Genomic DNA, 17,373 nt, shown 5'->3' on the forward strand with positions numbered 1-17,373 from the left:
AGACCTGCAAGCAGTCGCACGTCACCGAGGGGGCCTCGTTGCCGGACACCGCTTCGGCGTCTGACGCGGACGGCCCTGTGCACAACCGGGACGACGCTCAGCGCCGCGTGACTACAGTGCCGAGCGTGAGCCCCGACGCGTCGACACAGACCCCCTCGGGTCTGCGCGTCCACGTCGCGGAACGCACGGACGTCCTGGTCGGGGCGCTCGCTGAGGTCCTCGCCGCAGCCCCTCCTGACCCGTTCACKCCCGACGTCATCGCGGTCCCCACGCGCGGCGTCGAGCGCTGGGTCGCGCAGCGGCTCTCCCACCGGCTGGGCGCGGCGCAGGATGCGGACGGCATCTGCGCGAACGTGCTGTTCCGGTCGCCGCACCGCCTGGTGAGCGATGCGCTGGCGACGACGACGGACGAGGACCCGTGGGGTGCCGACCAGCTGCCCTGGCACGTGCTGGGAGCAGTCGACGCCCATCTCGGCGCGGACTGGCTCCGCACGGTGAGCCGGTATCTCGGTGACGACCAGGACGAGGTGCGACGCGGCCGCCGGTTCCGGCTGGCGCACCGGGTGGCCCGCCTGTTCGGGACGTACGACGTGCAGCGCCCGGTGATGCTCCGCGCGTGGGCGCGCGGTCGGGACGAGGACGGTCTCGGCACACCTCTCCCGGAGGATCTCCGCTGGCAGCCGCACCTGTGGCGGGAGGTCCGGGAGAGCATCGGCGAGCCGTCCCCGGCGGAGCGGCTCGACGAGGCACTGGACCGGCTCCGGGCAGACCCGTCGACGGTCGACCTGCCGGCACGGCTCTCGGTCTTCGGCGCCACCGCGCTCCCCGACGGCCACCTGCAGGTGCTCGACGCGCTCGCGCAGCACCGTGAGGTCCACCTGTGGCTGCCGCAGCCGTCGCTCGCGCTCTGGCGCCGGCTGACCGCGCACGGACCCACGCGCCGGACCGACGCACCGACACACGCGAGGCACCCGCTGCTCGCCTCGATGGCGGGCGATTCGACCGAGCTCGCGGGTCGGGTCCTGCAGCTCGACCMCGACGTGACCGCCCTCGAGGTCCCGCCCCGCCCCCGCACGGTGCTCGGCGCCCTCCAGGACCGCATCGCCGACGACCGTCCGGAGGGTCCGACGCACGAGGCGGCCGACGCCGACCGGTCCGTCCAGGTCCACGCGTGCCACGGCCGGTCCCGCCAGGTCGAGGTGCTCCGGGAGGTGGTCGTCGGCCTGCTCGCCGACGACGACACCCTGGAGCCGCGGGACATCATCGTGATGTGCCCGGACGTCGAGGCGTTCGCCCCGCTGGTCGAGGCCGCGTTCGGCCCGGCAGCGGGCGCCGACGAGGGAGCGCCGGAGCACCCGGGCCGCACGCTGCGGGTCCGGATCGCCGACCGCGCACCGCGGAACGCCAACCCGGTGCTCGCCGTCGTCGCGACCCTGCTGGAGCTCGCGGACTCGCGCGTCGGGGCGTCCGCCGTGGTCGACCTCGCGGGTCAGGCGCCGGTGCGCCGCCGGTTCGGCTTCGACGACGAGGAGCTCGACCGCGTGCGCGCGTGGGCGCTGGAGTCGGGGGTGCGCTGGGGCGAGGACGTGTCGCGGCGCAGCCGCTACGGCATGGGGTCGCTCCCCCAGGGCACGTGGGCCACAGCGCTGGACCGGTTGCTGCTCGGGGTGGCGATGGCCGAGGAGGACCAGCGCTTCGTCGGCACGGTCCTGCCCGTCGACGACGTCGGGTCGAGCGACGTCGACCTGGTGGGACGGCTGGCGGAGTTCGTCGACCGGCTCACCGTGACGCTCGGCGAGCTCGACGGGGCACGGCCCGCGGGCGAGTGGTTCGGCTCGCTCGACCGCGCGATCCGGCTGCTCACCGACGTGGCACCCACGGACCGCTGGCAGCAGGCGGAGGCAACCCGGGCCATCGACGCGGTGCGGACCGCCACGAGCACCACGCTGCGCCTCGCCGACGTCGTCGCGCTGCTCGAACCGCACCTGGCGGGCCGCCCGACGCGGGCCAACTTCCGCACCGGTGCGCTGACCGTGTGCTCGCTCGCGCCCATGCGCGCCGTGCCGCACCGAGTGGTCGCCCTGCTCGGGATGGATGACGGCGCGTTCCCCCGCGGGTCCGGGCGCGACGGGGACGACGTCCTGGCGCGGGACCCGCTGGTCGGTGAGCGCGACGCGCGCCAGGAGGACCGTCAGCTGTTCCTCGACGCGGTGACCAGCGCCCAGCAGCACCTGGTCGTCGTGTACTCGGGCGCCGACGAGCGCACCGGCGCGGCGCGACCGCCCGCGGTCCCGGTCGGCGAGCTGCTCGACGCCGTCGACAACGCGGTCACCTTTCCCGACGGAGCGTCCGCGCGGGACCTGGTCGTCCATCACCCGCTCCAGACGGTCGACGAGCGCAACTTCGTGCCGGGACGGCTCGGACGCAGCGAGCCGTTCAGCTTCGACGTGCTCGATCTCGCCGCGGCGCTCACGCGACGTCACCGGACCCCGCCCGGCGAGGCCCGGCCGATCGAGCCTCCGGAGTCCGACCACCTGGACCTCGAGGATCTCGCGTCCACCCTGGAGCACCCCGTCCGCGCGTTCGTCCGGACCCGGCTGGGCGCCACCCTGCCGGGCGACGAGCCGCAGCTGGACGACCGGCTCCCCCTCGAGCTCGGCGGCCTCGACCGCTGGGCGGTGGGCGACCGGCTGCTCCGCGCCGCGCTCGACGGCATCGACCTCGACGACGCCGCCGCGGCCGAGCGACGCCGCGGCCACATGCCACCGGCCACGCTCGGCGGCGCCACGCTCCAGCAGGTCCGCACGCAGGTCGAGCCGCTGCTCGCCGCGTCGGCGCGATACCTGGTGGAGCCGGACACGAGCATCGACGTCACGATCCCGCTGGACGACGGACGCGTGCTCACCGGCACGGTCAACGGCGTGCGCGGCGACGTCCTGGTCCGCACGGTGTTCTCCCGTCTCGGGGCGAAGCACCGCCTGCGCGCCTGGGTCCAGCTGCTCGCGCTGGCGTCCGCCTTCCCGGAGCGGACCTTCGAGGCGGTGACCATCGGTCGCGGCCAGGTCCGCTCGTCGCGGGTCGCCCGGCTCACCGCCCCCGAGGACCCGAGGGCTGCCCTGCGACGACTGGTCACGATCCACGACGAGGCGATGTGCGGTGCGCTCCCCCTGCCGCTGGCGACGAGCCTCGCGTACGCCCACCCACGCACGGGCGGCGGCGACGAGGCCGACGCGCTCGGCAGCGCCCGCGCGGAGCTCGGGACCGCCGAGGACGCCGCCGCGGGGCGGGGCGGCTTCGAGGCGGTCGACGACTACCACCTGCTCGTGTTCGGGGACCCGGTCACGTTCGACCGCCTCATCCTCGAGAAGGCCACCGGCCCCGAGTCCACCCGCTTCGGAGCCCTGTCGATGGCCCTCTGGTCCGACCTCGTCGCGCACGAGGAGGTCGGATGATCACGCCGTTCGACGTGTGCGGCCCTCTGCCGGAGGGCACGGTCGTCCTGGAGGCAAGCGCCGGCACGGGCAAGACGACGACGATCGCGTCGCTGACCGCCCGGTACGTCGCCGAGGGCGTCGCCCGCCTGCCCGAGCTCATGCTCGTCACGTTCGGTCGGCTGGCCACGTCCGAGCTGCGCGAACGCGTCMGCGAGCGCCTGGTCGAGGTGGAGCGTGCCCTCCGGAACGGCACGGCCTCGACGGATCCTGTCATCACCCTCCTCGCCAGCACCGACCGGGTGGCCCGGGCGCAGCGTCTCGCGGTCGCGCTGGCGGAGTTCGACGCCGCGACGATCACCACCACGCACGGCTTCTGCCAGCAGATGCTCACGTCGCTCGGCACCCTCGGGGACGTCGAGCCCGACGCGCGGCTGGTCCCGGACATCGCGTCGCTCGAGGCGGAGGTGGTCGACGACCTCTATCTGCGCAAGTACGCGTTCACGCCGGAACCGACGCTGTCCGTGCAGGACGCGCGCACGATCGCGCACGAGGCGATCAGCGACGCCGCGGCGACGCTCGAGCCCGCGGATGCGCCGTCGGAGCGGGCCCGTGACTCCTACGGGCTGGCGACGGCCGCTCGTCGCGAGCTGGTCCGCCGCAAGCGTGCCCTGCGGGTGCTCGACTACGACGACCTGCTGGTGCTGCTGCGCGACGCGCTGACCGACCCGGAGACGGGCGCCGCCGCCGCAGAACGGGTCCGCTCGCGGTACCGCATCGTGATGGTCGACGAGTTCCAGGACACCGACCCCGTCCAGTGGGACATCCTGAAGACCGCGTTCCACGACCACCGGACGCTCGTCCTCATCGGCGACCCGAAGCAGGCGGTCTACCGGTTCCGCGGCGCCGACGTCGCCACGTACCTGCGGGCCCGTGCCGTCGCCTCGACCCAGACGCTGCACCGCAACTGGCGCGCCGACCCGGCGGTGCTCGACGGGCTCGCCCCGATCCTGTCCGGGACCGCGCTGGGCGACCCCCGGATCGTCGTCCACCCGATCGAGGCGGCACGCTCCGGGCGTCGCCTGCGCGGCGGACCGGCGGTGCGCGTCCGGCAGGTCACCCGCACGGCGCTGGGTGCGGCGGACGGCGCGGCCAACCCGCCCGTCGGCAAGGTCCGCCAGTTCGTCTACGCGGACGTCGCGGCGCAGGTCCTGCGCACCCTGGCCGAGGATCAGCTTGCCGACGAGGGCGGCTGGCGCCCCGTCGAGCCGGGCGACATCGCGGTGCTCACCCGGGTCAACCGTGATGCCGTGGCGGTCCAGCGCGCCCTCGCGTCCGTCGGTGTGCCCGCCGTCATCTCGATGCTGTCCAGCGTGTTCGCGACGCCGTCGGCCCGCGACTGGCTGGTGCTGCTCTCGGCGCTCGCGCGCCCTGGGGTCAGCGGCTTCGTGTCCGCGGCCGCGCTCACGCCGTTCGTCGGCTRGACCCCGGCCGGGCTCGCGGAGGCCTCCGACGAACGTCGCGACCAGCTCGCCGACCTGCTCCGCACGTGGTCGCGCGTGCTCGACGACCACGGAGTCGCGTCCCTGCTCGAAGCCACCGCCGCGGCCGGCCTGCGTGAACGGCTGGTGCGGCTGCCGGACGGCGAGCGCCGCCTGACCGACGTCCGGCACATCGGCGAGGCGCTGCACGCGGCCGCGACGGACGACGGGCTCGGCGCCGCCGCGCTGCTCGAGTGGCTGCGTGCCCGCGTCGACGAGGCCGGTCAGGACTACGCCGAGGAGCGCAGCCGACGTCTGGAGACCGACACCGCAGCCGTGCAGGTCATCACCGTGCACGCGAGCAAGGGGCTGCAGTTCCCCGTCGTGCTCGTGCCCTTCCTGTGGGACAAGTACACGCCGCCCAGCCCTGCGACCGTCGGGTACGACCGGGACGACCTGCGACTGCTGCACGTCGGCGGCAAGGGCAGCCCGGGATACGACGAGGCACGAGCAGCCGGTGCTGCTGCGGACGACGGTGAGGGTCTGCGCCTCGCGTACGTCGCGCTCACGCGGGCCACCAGCCAGGTCGTCGCCTGGTGGGCGCCGTCGGCCAACTCAGCACGCGGTGCCCTCACCCGGCTGCTGCTCAGCGCCCGCGACGCCGACGGCAACCCCGCCGAGCTGGTGAGGTCGACCACGGACGCGGCGACGACGAGCACGTTGCAGGCCCGTGCGACCGACGCGCTCGCCGTCGAGGTGGTGACGTCGGCGTCGGCGGTCAGCCCGTGGGCCCCACCCGCGCCGACGGCCGCGGACCTGCGCGCCGCGACGCTCCACCGTCTGCCGGACGTGGCGTGGCGCCGGACCTCGTACTCGGCTCTGACGGCGGCCGCGCACGACACGGGGCGCGTCGGGACCGAGCCGGAGTCGCCGGGGGTGCAGGACGAGCCCGACGGGCTGACAGGTGTCCCGGTGGCCGCCGACTCCGACGACGGCCTCGGCCGCGATGTCCCGTCGCCGATGGCGGACCTGCCGTCCGGCACCGTGTTCGGCACGTTCGTCCACCGCGTGCTGGAGCTCGTGGACACGGGCGCGCCGGACCTGGCTGCCGAGGTGGCCGCGCGCTGCGCCGAGCTGACGGCCGACCCGGAGACGACCGCGTCGGCTCTGCTCCCGTCGCTCCACACCCCGCTCGGTCCCCTGGCCGGCAACGTGTCCCTGGCGGCGGTCGGGTCGCGGGACCGTCTGGCGGAGCTCGACTTCGAGCTGCCGCTCGCGGGTGGCGACTCCGACCCCCGCCGAGCCGCGAGGACCATCCGCGACGTGGCCGGCCTGCTGCGCACCCACCTCCCCGCCGACGACCCGTTCGCGCCTTACGCCGACCGCCTCGACGGGCTCGCCGGCGCCCGACTGCGCGGCTACCTCACGGGCTCCATCGACGCGGTCCTGCGCGTGCCCGCCGACGTGCCGGGCGGTCACCGGTATCTCGTCGTCGACTACAAGACCAACCGGCTCGGCACGTTCGACGAGCCCCTCACCCTCTGGCACTACCGACCGTCGTCCACGCTCGCCGCGATGATGGATGCCCACTACCCGTTGCAGCTCCTCCTGTACTCCGCGGCGCTGCACCGCTACCTGCGCTGGCGCCTCCCGGCTTACGACCCGGCCTCGCACCTCGGCGGCGGCCTCTACCTGTTCCTGCGCGGGATGGCCGGACCGGCCACCCCGACGACCGACGGCGTGCCGTTCGGCGTGGTCTCCTGGCGCCCGCCGGCCGCGCTCGTCGTCGCCCTCTCCGACCTGCTGGCGGGCTCATGACGACCACCGACGACCCGTACGCCGCGAGCATCCCCTGGCGCGTGACCGGTCTGCTCGCGGGCGTCGAGGAGCTGACCTCGGCCGATGTGCACGTCGCCCGGCGTCTCGGCGCGATCGGCGGCGAGGACGACGAACGCGTCCTGCTCGCCGCCGCGCTCGCGGTCCAGGCTCTGCGGAGCGGGTCCGTCTGCGTCGTCCTCGATGCGGACCCGGCCTGGCACGACGCGATCCGCCGCAGTCCGATCGTCGCCGACGGCCCGGGCGGACCCGCGGACCGGCCGTTGCGCTGGGTCGACGGCCGCGTGTACCTCGACCGCTACTGGCGCGACGAGCAGACGGTCCGGTCGGCGATGCACGAGCGCCTCGCCCGACCGGCCCCCGCCGACCCGGTCGCGTTGTCGTCGGCGATCGACCGCCTGTACCCGTCGGCCACCGACGACGCCCAGCGCGAGGCGCTCCGCACGGCCGCGACCTCGCACCTGACCGTGCTGACGGGCGGCCCGGGCACCGGCAAGACGACGGCGGTCGCGCGCCTCGTCGCCGCGCTCCAGGCCGCCGCCGGCCCCGGTCTGCGCGTCGCGCTCGCCGCCCCGACCGGCAAGGCTGCCGCACGCCTGCAGGAGTCGGTCGGTGCGGAGGTCGCCGGGCTCGAAGGCGTCGGTCCCCTGCACGCCACCACCGTCCACCGCCTGCTCGGCTGGCGTCCCGGCACGACCACCCGCTTCCGCCACGACCGCCTGCGCCGGCTCCCGCACGACGTCGTCATCGTCGACGAGTCCTCGATGGTGTCTCTGTCCCTGATGGCGCGCCTGGTCGAGGCCCTCCGCCCGACCGCGCGGCTGGTGCTCGTCGGCGACCCGGACCAGCTGGCCAGCGTCGACGCCGGTGCGGTCCTCGGCGACCTCGTCGCCGCACTCCCCCGTGGCGTGGTCCGTCTCACCCACGCGCACCGGTACGGCCCGTCGCTGGCCGCGCTCGCCGAGGCGATCCGGCTCGGTGACGCCGACGCGACGCTCGGGCTCCTGCGCTCCGGCGACGAGCACCGGTCGTTGGTGGAGCCGGCAGACGATCGTGTGTCCGCGCAGGACGTCGCCGGGCTCAAGGCCGACATCGAGTCCAGCGGCCACGCCCTCGCGGAGGCCGCCCGGGCCGGTGACGCGCCCGCCGCACTGCGGGCCCTGGGCGCCCACCGCCTGCTGGTCGCCCACCGCGAGGGCCCGTTCGGCCTGGCCCACTGGGCGGCCGCCGCGGAGGCGTGGGTCGGCGCAGGCCCGGGCGCGTGGCCCCTGGGCCGACCGCTCCTCGTCACCGAGAACGACCGCGCCGGAGGCCTGTTCAACGGCGACACGGGCGTCGTCATCTCCGACGGGCTCGGCGGTGTGATCGTCGCGTTCGGTGAACCCGACGCCCCGCGCCTCGTCCGCGCGTACCGCCTGCCCGCCGTCCACCCCGTGCACGCGATGACCGTCCACCGAGGTCAGGGCAGCCAGTTCGCCCGCGTCACGCTCCTGCTGCCTCCGGCCACGTCTCCGCTGCTCACCCGAGAGCTGCTGTACACGGCGGTCACCCGCGCCCGCGAGCACGTGCGCGTCATCGGCACGGAGGAGGCCGTCCGCGCCGCCGTCGACCGACCTGCCCGCCGTGCCAGCGGGCTGCGCGAACCGCGCTGAGGTGGCCTACTCCGAGTTCTTCGACGCCAGCAGGTCTCCCGCGCTCTTGTCGGCGAACGCCGTGAGCGCCTGCTGAGCAGAGCCGAACAGGACCGCGAGCGCGAGCAGCTGCGGCACACCCTCGGCCTTCGTGGCGGCGACGAGACCGCCGGCGACGAACATCACCCCGACGACCGCGAGCAGCGGGCCGATCGCCAGCTTGAGCAGACCCTGCTGGATCGGCAGACGGTACGGGAGCCCGCCCGATCGCGCGCGGATCGTCGTGGGCACCGCGGTGATGAAGGCTCCGAGGGAGCCCGCCACCATGACGAACGCGAGCAGCACCCAGGGCGACCCGGTGAAGCCTGTCGGCGCCGGGATCAACCAGATGCTCGGCATCACCCACTGCACGGCGAGCAGCGCCAGGACGGACGCCACGGTCAGGAGCGTGATCCCGAGCATCCCGTTGCGCAGGCGGCGCGCGGTCTCGTGGAACTCGTCGGACGCGTGGTGCGACCTCTCGAGCAGGTCCCGCACCCCGCTGCGGAACTCGTCGAGGTCCTTCGGCGCGACCCGTGTCCATCGCAGCGCCTGGCTGACCGACTGGTCGTGCGTCGGCAGGTACTTCTTGGCGTCCGTGACGATCCCGTCGAGGCTGCCCTTGAGGTCCTTGGCAGACCGGAACATGACCAGCGCTCGCTCGACGCCGTGCAACGTCTGCCAGACCGCGCCGATCCGGGCGCCCGTGAGCCAGTCGCGCAGGCCCTGCGCGGTCCAGTGGCGCTCTGGGTTGCCGCGTCCGAGCAGCATCGCGTCGACGTCCCGGAGGTCCTTGCGGAGCATGGCGACGACCTCGGCCCGCATCGTGCTCTGGAGCGCCTCGATCTGCAGCAGCAGCTCACGACGCCGCACCTCCGGCTCCGCCTGCCAGGACGCCAGCCCCATGAACATCGGCGCCTTCGTACCGCCGCCGGTGTCCCGGTCGGACCGCGGTGGTGGATCGGGTGGAACCTTGGGTGGGCTCGCCGCGGCGCCGAAGTAGTTGTCAGCCTGTGCCTTGAACATCGTCGTGCTCCCCTGCGACTCGGATGAACCTGCCGATGAAGTCAGGACCCGAAGGGGTGGGCGTCGATACACCCGTGTCGCAATCGTGACGCGGCTCGGGTCGGGTCTCTCAGCGCAGCTCGGCGGGCACGAGGTCGAGGGCGTGCTCGCGCACGTGGTCGAGGGCCCGCTTGACGGCGCCGGCGGTCACGATGTCGCGACCGAGCGCGGACGCGAGGACCTCGATGCCCGGCGGGTCGACGTAGCGGTCGAGCTCGTGCCGCACCAGCTCCAGCAAGGGCTCGCAGGACTCGGCGACGGCGCCGGCGATGATGACGCGCTCCGGGTCGTAGATGCTCGCGAACGTCGCGACGATCCGCGCCAGGCGCGCCGCCACGTGCTCGACGACGCTGACGGCGAGCGGGTCCTCGCCCAGGGCCGCGGCGAAGACGTTCGCGGCGTCCAGCGTCGTGGGGTCGAGCTCCTGCAGGGACGAGCCGGTCCGCCCGTCGAGGCGGGCCAGCTGCGCGCGGGCGTCGTCACGCACGAGGGCCCCGATCCCGTCCGCTGAGCCGACCCCCTCGACGAAGTCCAGGTAGCGCATCTCCCCCACCCCGCCGTGCGCTCCGCGCAGGAGGCGGCCGTCGTCGACGACGCCGGCACCGAACCGTTCACCGGCGAGCAGCGTGACGTGGCACCGAGCGTCGCGGCCGTGTCCCTGCCAGGCCTCGGCGACGGCGGCCAGGTTCGCGTCGTTGTCGGTCAGGGTGGTCCAGCCGTGCCGATCGCGCAGGTGCAGGGCGATGTCGGGGTTCATCAGCTCCCAGAACGGGTTGTCCTGGAAGACGGTGCGACCGTCCCGGTCGACGGGGGCGGGCACCCCGACCGCCACGGCCAGCACGCTGCGCAGGTCCGCGCCCGCATCGGCCAGGGCGCCCAGGGTGCCCTCCTCGATCAGCGCGAGCCGACGCGACGTGGTGCCGTCCTGCGGCGTGACGGGCAGCACCGTGCGGGAGAGCGTGGCCCCGCGCAGGTCCGCGACGGTCGCGCTGATCCGGTGCTGACCTGCGTCGACACCCACGACGACGCCGGCGCGGGCGTCGAACGCGTAGCGACGGGCGGGCCGGCCGTTGCGCTGGTCCGCGGCCCGCAGGCTCTCGAGCTCGGTGACCCAGCCCTGGTCGATGAGCTCGTCGCAGACGCCGTGCAYGGTCGCCCGCGAGAGCCCGGTTGCGTCGATGAGCGCTGACCCGGTGACCTCCTCGGCGTCCCAGAGATGGTCGAGGACGAGGCGCGCGCTGGCCTCACGCAGATGCCGCGACGACACCGGGACCCGCACCACCACTTGACCTCCTCCGTCGACACCGTCACTCTAGTGCCGCGACTTAAATTTAGGACCTACATCAAATCGGGGAAACGAGTGACTGCTGAGCTGGCGACCACGCTCGACGCGGCCTGGTGGCGGCAGGCCGTCGTCTACCAGGTGTACCCCCGCAGTTTCGCCGACTCGAACGGCGACGGCATCGGGGATCTGCCCGGCATCACGGGCAAGGTGCCCTACCTGCGCGAGCTCGGGGTCGACGCCGTCTGGCTGAGCCCGTTCTACCCCTCGGCCCTGGCCGACGGCGGCTACGACGTCGACGACTACAGGGACGTCGATCCCCGGATCGGGACGCTCGAGCAGTTCGACGAGCTGCGCGCAGCCCTGCACCGCGCGGGCATCCGGCTCATCGTCGACATCGTCCCCAACCACACCTCCAACCGGCACGTCTGGTTCCAGGAGGCGCTCGCCTMCGACCCGGGMTCGCGTGCCCGCGAGCGCTACATCTTCCGGCCGGGCCGCGGTGCGGGCGGCGAGCTCCCGCCGAGCGACTGGACCTCCACGTTCGGCGGCCCGGCCTGGGAGCCCGTCGGCGACGGCGAGTGGTACCTGCACCTGTTCGCCCCCGAGCAGCCCGACCTCAACTGGGCCGACGACGAGGTGCGCCAGGAGTTCCTCACGACCCTGAAGTTCTGGGCAGACCGGGGCGTCGACGGGTTCCGCATCGATGTCGCGCACGCGCTGGCCAAGGACCTCACCGAGCCCCTCGCCAGCCAGGCAGACCTGGAGGCGGACATCTGGGGTGGTGCTCACCCGCTCGAGGACCGCGACGAGGTGCACGACATCTACCGCGAGTGGCGCCGGCTGTTCAACCAGTACGACCCGCCGCGCACCGCCGTCGCCGAGGCGTGGGTGCCCGCGCACCGGCGCTCCCGCTACGCCTCCCCCGAAGGGCTCGGCCAGGCGTTCAACTTCGACCTCCTCGAGGCGGGGTGGGACGCGACGGCGTTCACGACGATCATCGACAAGAACCTCGAGCTCGCCCACGAGTCGGGCGCGTCGTCCACGTGGGTGCTGTCCAACCACGACGTGGTGCGGCACGCCACCCGGTACGCGCTGCCGGAGGGCGCCGACCTGGTCGCGTGGCTCCGCCACGACGGAGCCGAGCCGCAGGCGGACGACGAGCGCGGTCGTCGTCGCGCGCGCGCCGCGACCCTGCTCACCCTGGCCCTCCCCGGGTCCGCCTACCTCTACCAGGGTGAGGAGCTGGGCCTGCCCGAGGTGGCGGACCTGCCTGCGGAGGCCCTGCAGGACCCGACGTACCTGCGTTCCGGCGGCGAGCAGAAGGGCCGGGACGGCTGCCGCGTGCCGCTGCCGTGGTCGGCGGACGGCCCGACGCTCGGCTTCGGCGACGAGCTGGCGCACCTGCCGGTCCCCGCCGACTTCGCTCGCTTCGCCGTCGCGCGGCAGGAGTCCGACGAGACGTCGACCCTGAGCTTCTACCGACGGGCGCTCGCCGAGAGGCGACGTCTTCTCACCGGGGAGACCCTGGAGTGGCTCACGCCCACGCATCCGACGGTCGTCGCCTTCCGGCGGCCCGGCGGCTGGACGTCCGTCACCAACTTCGGGAGCTCGCCGGCGCCGATGCCGGCCGGCTCCGTGATCATGTCCAGCGCTCCGGTAGTGGGGCGCGAGGTGCCGGCGGAGACCACCGTCTGGCTGCAGCAGGTCGACCCGCACGACTGACGCAGGCGGCAACCCTGCCGCCCGGTGACTTCGACCAACGGAGGCGAAGGCATGACGTCCAGTACCCCCTCAATGTCCCCCCTCATGTCGGCACAGCTGGGCCGACGCGACTTCCTGCGTGGCATCGGGGTCGCGGGCGCGAGCCTCGCTCTCGCGTCGTGCGCCCGCAGCCCAGGCGGCTCCGGAGCCACCGAGATCGTCTTCTACCAGTCGAAGCCCGAGGTGATCGGCTACTTCGACGAGCTCATCGACCAGTTCCACCAGACGCAGTCCCGTGTCCGGGTCCGCCACGACGCCGCGTCCAACCTGGCCGGGACCTTCGTGCGGGAGTCCCCACCCGACATCGGCTGCCTCAACTACAACTTCGAGGTCTCCCGCTATGTGGAACGGGGAGCGCTGAGCGACCTCGGGGACATGCCCGAGGCCGACCGGATCCTCGACGAGCTCAAGCCGCTCATCGACGTCACGGCCACCTACCCGGACCGCACCAGCGTCATCCCGTACTCGCTCATGGCGGCGGCCGTGCTCTACAACCGGCAGATCTTCGCGGACCACGGCCTGACGGTCCCGACCACCTGGGACGAGCTCATCGCGGTGTGCGAGACGCTCGCGGCCGCGGGCGTCACCCCGCTGTACAGCACGTTCAAGGACCCGTGGACGATCGCGCAGGGTTCCTTCGACTACTCGGTCGGCGGCACCGTCGACACGACGAAGTTCTTCAACCAGCTCAAGCGGCAGGGCACCAACGTCGGACCCGACTCGCCGGTGTCCTTCGAGAAGCAGTTCCTCGCTCCGGTGCAGCAGATGCAGGAGCTCGTCCCGTACTCGCAGGAGAACGCGGCGAGCCGCGGCTACGGGGACGGGAACGTCGCGTTCGCGAACGGCGAGGCGGCCATGTACCTGCAGGGTCCGTGGGCGATCGGCGAGATCGCGAAGTCGAACCCGGACCTCGACGTCGGTGCGTTCCCCCTGCCGATGACGGACGACCCGGCCGACCGCAAGGTGCGGGTCAACATCGACCTCGCCCTGTGGATCCCCGAGGGCTCCCGGAAGCAGGAAGCCGCGCGCGAGTTCCTCGCGTTCCTCATGCAGCCCGAGGTCATCGACGCCTACAACGCCCAGGCGCTGGGCTTCGGCGTGACCAAGGACGCGGCCCCGGTCACCAACGACACGCTGGTGGAGCTGAAGGAGTACTACGACGACGCCGCCTTCTACCTGGGTGCGTCACAGCTGGTCCCCCAGTCGATCCCGCTGCAGAACTACACGCAGTCGCTCGCCTCCGGGGCCGACCCGGAGCCCATCCTGCGGACCCTCGACGCCGACTGGCGGCGCCTGGCCTTCCGTTCCTGACGACCTCACCCTGCGAACGGAGACCTCTCATGGCCACAGCAGCTGCCACCCGGCCGAGGAGCCGCGACGTCGCGGCACCGACGCCGATCAGAGCCAGGCGCCCCCGGGTCAACCGGACGTTCTACCTGTTCCTGCTGCCCACGCTCGTCCTCTTCACGCTCTGCATCACCCTGCCGGCGATCATGGGCATCACGTTCAGCTTCACCGACTCGGTCGGGTTCGGGGAGTTCCAGTTCATCGGCCTGACCAACTACGTGGCGCTGTTCTCGGACCCCGCGATCCGCAGCTCGTACCTGTTCACCATCGGGTTCGCGCTCGTCACGGTCCTGCTGGTCAACCTCCTCGCCTTCCTCCTCGCCGTCGGCCTGACCGCCAAGATCCGCGGGAAGATCGCGCTGCGCGCCGCGTTCGTGCTGCCCATGGTCATCTCGGGCATCGTCATCGCGTACGTCTTCAACTTCCTGTTCTCCAACTCGCTCCCGCAGCTCGGGCAGGCGGTCGGCATCTCGGCGCTCGAGCAGAGCCTGCTGGCCAACCCGGACCTGGCCTGGGTCACGATCGTCATCGTCACGGCCTGGCAGGCGATCCCCAGCGCCCTGCTCATCTACATCGCGGGGATCCTGTCGATCCCGGCCGAGGTCTACGAGGCGGCGTCGATGGACGGGGCGTCCCCGATGCGACGCCTGGTCTCCATCACGCTGCCGCTCGTGGCGGGCTACGTCGTGATCAACCTGGTCATCGGCTTCAAGAACTTCCTCAACGCGTACGACATCATCGTCGGCCTGACCAACGGCGGTCCCGGCACCGCGACCCGCAGCGTCGCCATGACGATCTTCTCCGGGTTCACCGGCGGCGACTACGCCTACCAGATGGCCAACGCGACGATCTTCTTCCTCATCGCCGTCGTCCTCGCCGTGATCCAGCTACGCCTCAACCGCGGAAGGAGCGCGTTCTGATGACTGCCCAGACCCTGGTCACCACGACCCCCGCCCAGGTCCCGATCCGTACTCGCCGGCGCTTCCTCGGCAAGGGCGGCGAGGACCGCCCGAGCTGGGGCACCACCGTCGTCCTCGTCCTGTGCACGCTCGCCGTCATCGTGCCGCTCTACGCGACCGTCACGATGGCCTTCAAGACCACCGAGCAGTCCGTCGACGGGCAGGTGTTCTCCCTGCCGAACCCGATCAGCGTCGACKGGTTCGTCCAGGCGTGGGAGCTCACCGACTTCCCCCGCGCGTTCGCCATCTCCGTGTTCGTCACCGCGGTCACCGTCGTCGGCACGGTCCTGCTCGCGGCCTTCGCGGCCTACGCCATCGCCCGCAACTGGGACCACAAGTTCTTCCGCTGGTCGTTCTTCTACCTGCTCGCCGCGATGTTCCTGCCGTTCCCCGTGCTGGCCCTCTCCCAGGTCAAGCTCACCGGGATGGTCGGCCTCGCCAACCCCGTCGGCGTCGCGCTCCTGCACGTGATGTTCCAGCTGTCGTTCAGCGTCCTGCTGTTCACCGCCTTCATCCGGGGCCTTCCCGAGGAGCTCGAGGAGAGCGCCCGGCTCGACGGCGCCACGACCTGGGTGGTGTTCCGGCGCATCGTCTTCCCGATGATGGCCCCGATGAGCGCGACCGTCGCGATCTTCGCGTTCCTCGCCTCGTGGAACGACTTCATGATGCCGTCGCTCATCACCGCCGACTCCACGCTGCAGACCCTCCCCGTGCTGCAGAACATCTTCCAGACCCAGTTCAGCAGCAACTACAACGTCGCGTTCGCGTCGTACCTCATGGCCATGACGCCCGCGATCATCGTGTACCTGTTCACCCAGCGCTGGGTGATGTCCKGGGTGACCCAGGGGGCGATCAAGTAGCGCCCCTCGCCACCTGTGCGAGTTTGGACCCGTGCAGCTCCTGTCGCACGGGCGACGCGGTCCCCGGTCCGGGGTTCGCCTGCCGGCCATCGCCGGCGGGCAGACCGAGCTCGGCTGGTTCCTCACGGCGGAGCAGCGCGGCAACGACGCGACGCGGATCCGGCCGTGGACCGAGGGCAACGCGGTGCGACCGCTCGTGCACGGCTCCACGTACTTCGCCGTGCTCGCCGAGGCGCTGGAGCACGCGGGCCCAGGCGACCTGGTGCTGTTCAGCGACTGGCGCGGAGACCCCGACCAGCAGCTGACGGACGGTGGGGCGACCGTCCGGGAGGCACTGTCGGCCGCCGTACTGCGGGGCGCGCTGGTCAAGGGGCTCATGTGGCGCTCGCACCTGGACCGGCTGCGGTTCTCCAACAAGGAGAACCGCACTCTTGCCGAGCGGGTCAACGACGTCGGCGGCGAGGTGCTGCTCGACCAGCGGGTGCGGACGGTCGGCAGCCACCACCAGAAGTTCGTGGTCATCCGCCACGCCGGGCGGCCGACCGACGACGTCGCCCTGCTCGGCGGGATCGACCTGGCGCACGGCCGGCGCGACGACGCCGACCACCACGGCGATCCGCAGGCGCTCCCGTTCGCCCACCAGTACGGGCAGCGCCCGCCGTGGCACGACGTCCACGTCGAGATCCGCGGCCCCGCCGTCCGCGACGTCGAGGACGCGTTCCGGGAGCGCTGGGAGGATCCCGCCGCACTGTCGAGGCTGCCGTGGCAGACGGTGCCCGACGTGGTGCGTCGGGAGGACCGCCAGCCCAGCCGGCTCCCGCCGCCGGCACCCGACCCGCCGACGGCCGGCACCTGCTCGGTCCAGCTCCTGCGCACGTACCCCCAGCGCCGTCCCGGGTACCCGTTCGCACCCGCCGGCGAGCGCAGCGCCGCCCGCGGGTACGCCAAGGCGCTGCGGCGGGCCCGGCGGCTCGTCTACGTCGAGGACCAGTACCTGTGGTCGGCCGACGTCGCGCAGGTCTTCGCCGCAGCACTGCGTCGTGAGCCCGGGCTCCACCTCGTCGCCGTCGTCCCGAGGTACCCGGACCAGGACGACCGGCTCGGCCTCCCGCCGGTGCGGCTCGGGCACGCGCAGGCCCTGCAGATCGTGCGCGCCGCCGGGGGCGACCGCGTCCAGGTCCTCGACGTCGAGAACCACGCCGGCCACCCCGTCTACGTGCACGCCAAGGTCTGCGTGATCGACGACGTCTGGGCCACCGTGGGCAGCGACAACCTCAACCGGCGGTCCTGGACGCACGACTCCGAGCTCACCGCCGCGATCCTCGACCAGCACCTGGACGGACGGGAGCCCCGCGACCCCGCAGGCCTCGGCGACGGTGCGCGACGCTTCGCACGCGAGCTCCGGCTCGAGCTCCTGCGCGAGCACCTCGACCGCGACGACGACGAGGGCCTGATCGACCCGGGCGACGCGATCGAGGCCGTGCGCGCGAGCGCGGCCGCCCTCGACGCGTGGCACGAGGGCGGACGCTCCGGCCCGCGCCCGCCCGGCCGGCTGCGCGCCCACACCGTGGCGCGGATGCCGCTCTGGCAGCGTCTGCTCGCCGCGCCGACGTACCACGCGATCGTCGACCCCGACGGGCGACCAGCCTGGCTGAAGGTGCGTGGGCAGCACTGACTG

Annotated in this window: 10 protein-coding genes; 8 read left to right on the forward strand and 2 right to left on the reverse strand. The window is 73.0% G+C overall.

The annotated features are described in order from the left end of the window. Positions 1 to 125 precede the first annotated feature (125 nt). Genes recC through recD form a run of 3 tightly spaced genes read left to right on the forward strand, consistent with a single transcriptional unit; the run spans position 126 to position 8,400 of the window. Positions 126 to 3,452, forward strand: a complete 3,327-nt coding sequence (gene recC / locus ACXJKF_RS13965) for an exodeoxyribonuclease V subunit gamma (protein ID WP_456788308.1) — start codon at positions 126 to 128, stop codon at positions 3,450 to 3,452. Further along, positions 3,449 to 6,730 carry a UvrD-helicase domain-containing protein gene (locus ACXJKF_RS13970; protein WP_456788309.1) on the forward strand — a complete coding sequence of 1,094 codons (3,282 nt, stop codon included), beginning with the start codon at positions 3,449 to 3,451 and terminating at the stop codon, positions 6,728 to 6,730. Before recC ends, ACXJKF_RS13970 begins: the two co-directional genes overlap by 4 nt. Next, entirely contained in the window at positions 6,727 to 8,400 is a 1,674-nt protein-coding gene (gene recD / locus ACXJKF_RS13975) for an exodeoxyribonuclease V subunit alpha (RefSeq protein ID WP_456788310.1), read from the forward strand. The genes ACXJKF_RS13970 and recD overlap by 4 nt, the downstream gene beginning before the upstream one ends. Positions 8,401 to 8,406: 6 nt before the next feature. On the opposite strand, the gene ACXJKF_RS13980 is transcribed toward recD, so the two are convergent. Beyond that, a complete protein-coding gene (locus tag ACXJKF_RS13980; RefSeq protein ID WP_456788311.1) occupies positions 8,407 to 9,444 on the reverse strand; it encodes a hypothetical protein in 1,038 nt (345 codons plus the stop codon). Between the two features lie 109 nt (positions 9,445 to 9,553). After that, a complete protein-coding gene (locus ACXJKF_RS13985) occupies positions 9,554 to 10,768 on the reverse strand; it encodes an ROK family transcriptional regulator (RefSeq protein ID WP_456788312.1) in 1,215 nt (404 codons plus the stop codon). Positions 10,769 to 10,843: 75 nt separating this feature from the next. On the opposite strand from ACXJKF_RS13985, the gene ACXJKF_RS13990 reads away from it, so the two are divergent. The 5 genes from ACXJKF_RS13990 to ACXJKF_RS14010 all read left to right on the forward strand — a co-directional run bounded on the left by ACXJKF_RS13990 (position 10,844) and on the right by ACXJKF_RS14010 (position 17,370). Further along, entirely contained in the window at positions 10,844 to 12,490 is a 1,647-nt protein-coding gene (locus tag ACXJKF_RS13990; protein ID WP_456788313.1) for a glycoside hydrolase family 13 protein, read from the forward strand. An 84-nt stretch (positions 12,491 to 12,574) separates the two neighbouring features. Next, positions 12,575 to 13,840: an ABC transporter substrate-binding protein gene (locus ACXJKF_RS13995; RefSeq protein WP_456788314.1), complete on the forward strand. Its 1,266-nt coding sequence runs from the start codon at positions 12,575 to 12,577 to the stop codon at positions 13,838 to 13,840. 29 nt (positions 13,841 to 13,869) lie between these two features. Continuing rightward, the gene (locus ACXJKF_RS14000; protein WP_456788315.1) at positions 13,870 to 14,796 is read left to right on the forward strand and encodes a carbohydrate ABC transporter permease; all 927 of its coding nucleotides are present in this window, start codon (positions 13,870 to 13,872) and stop codon (positions 14,794 to 14,796) included. Next, complete coding sequence (locus ACXJKF_RS14005; RefSeq protein WP_456788316.1) at positions 14,796 to 15,695, forward strand: carbohydrate ABC transporter permease; 900 nt, start codon at positions 14,796 to 14,798, stop codon at positions 15,693 to 15,695. The genes ACXJKF_RS14000 and ACXJKF_RS14005 overlap by 1 nt, the downstream gene beginning before the upstream one ends. A gap of 31 nt (positions 15,696 to 15,726) precedes the next feature. Continuing rightward, complete coding sequence (locus tag ACXJKF_RS14010; RefSeq protein ID WP_456788317.1) at positions 15,727 to 17,370, forward strand: phospholipase D family protein; 1,644 nt, start codon at positions 15,727 to 15,729, stop codon at positions 17,368 to 17,370. Positions 17,371 to 17,373 lie beyond the last annotated feature (3 nt).

It is taken from the genome of Cellulomonas sp. P5_C5 (assembly GCF_054049655.1).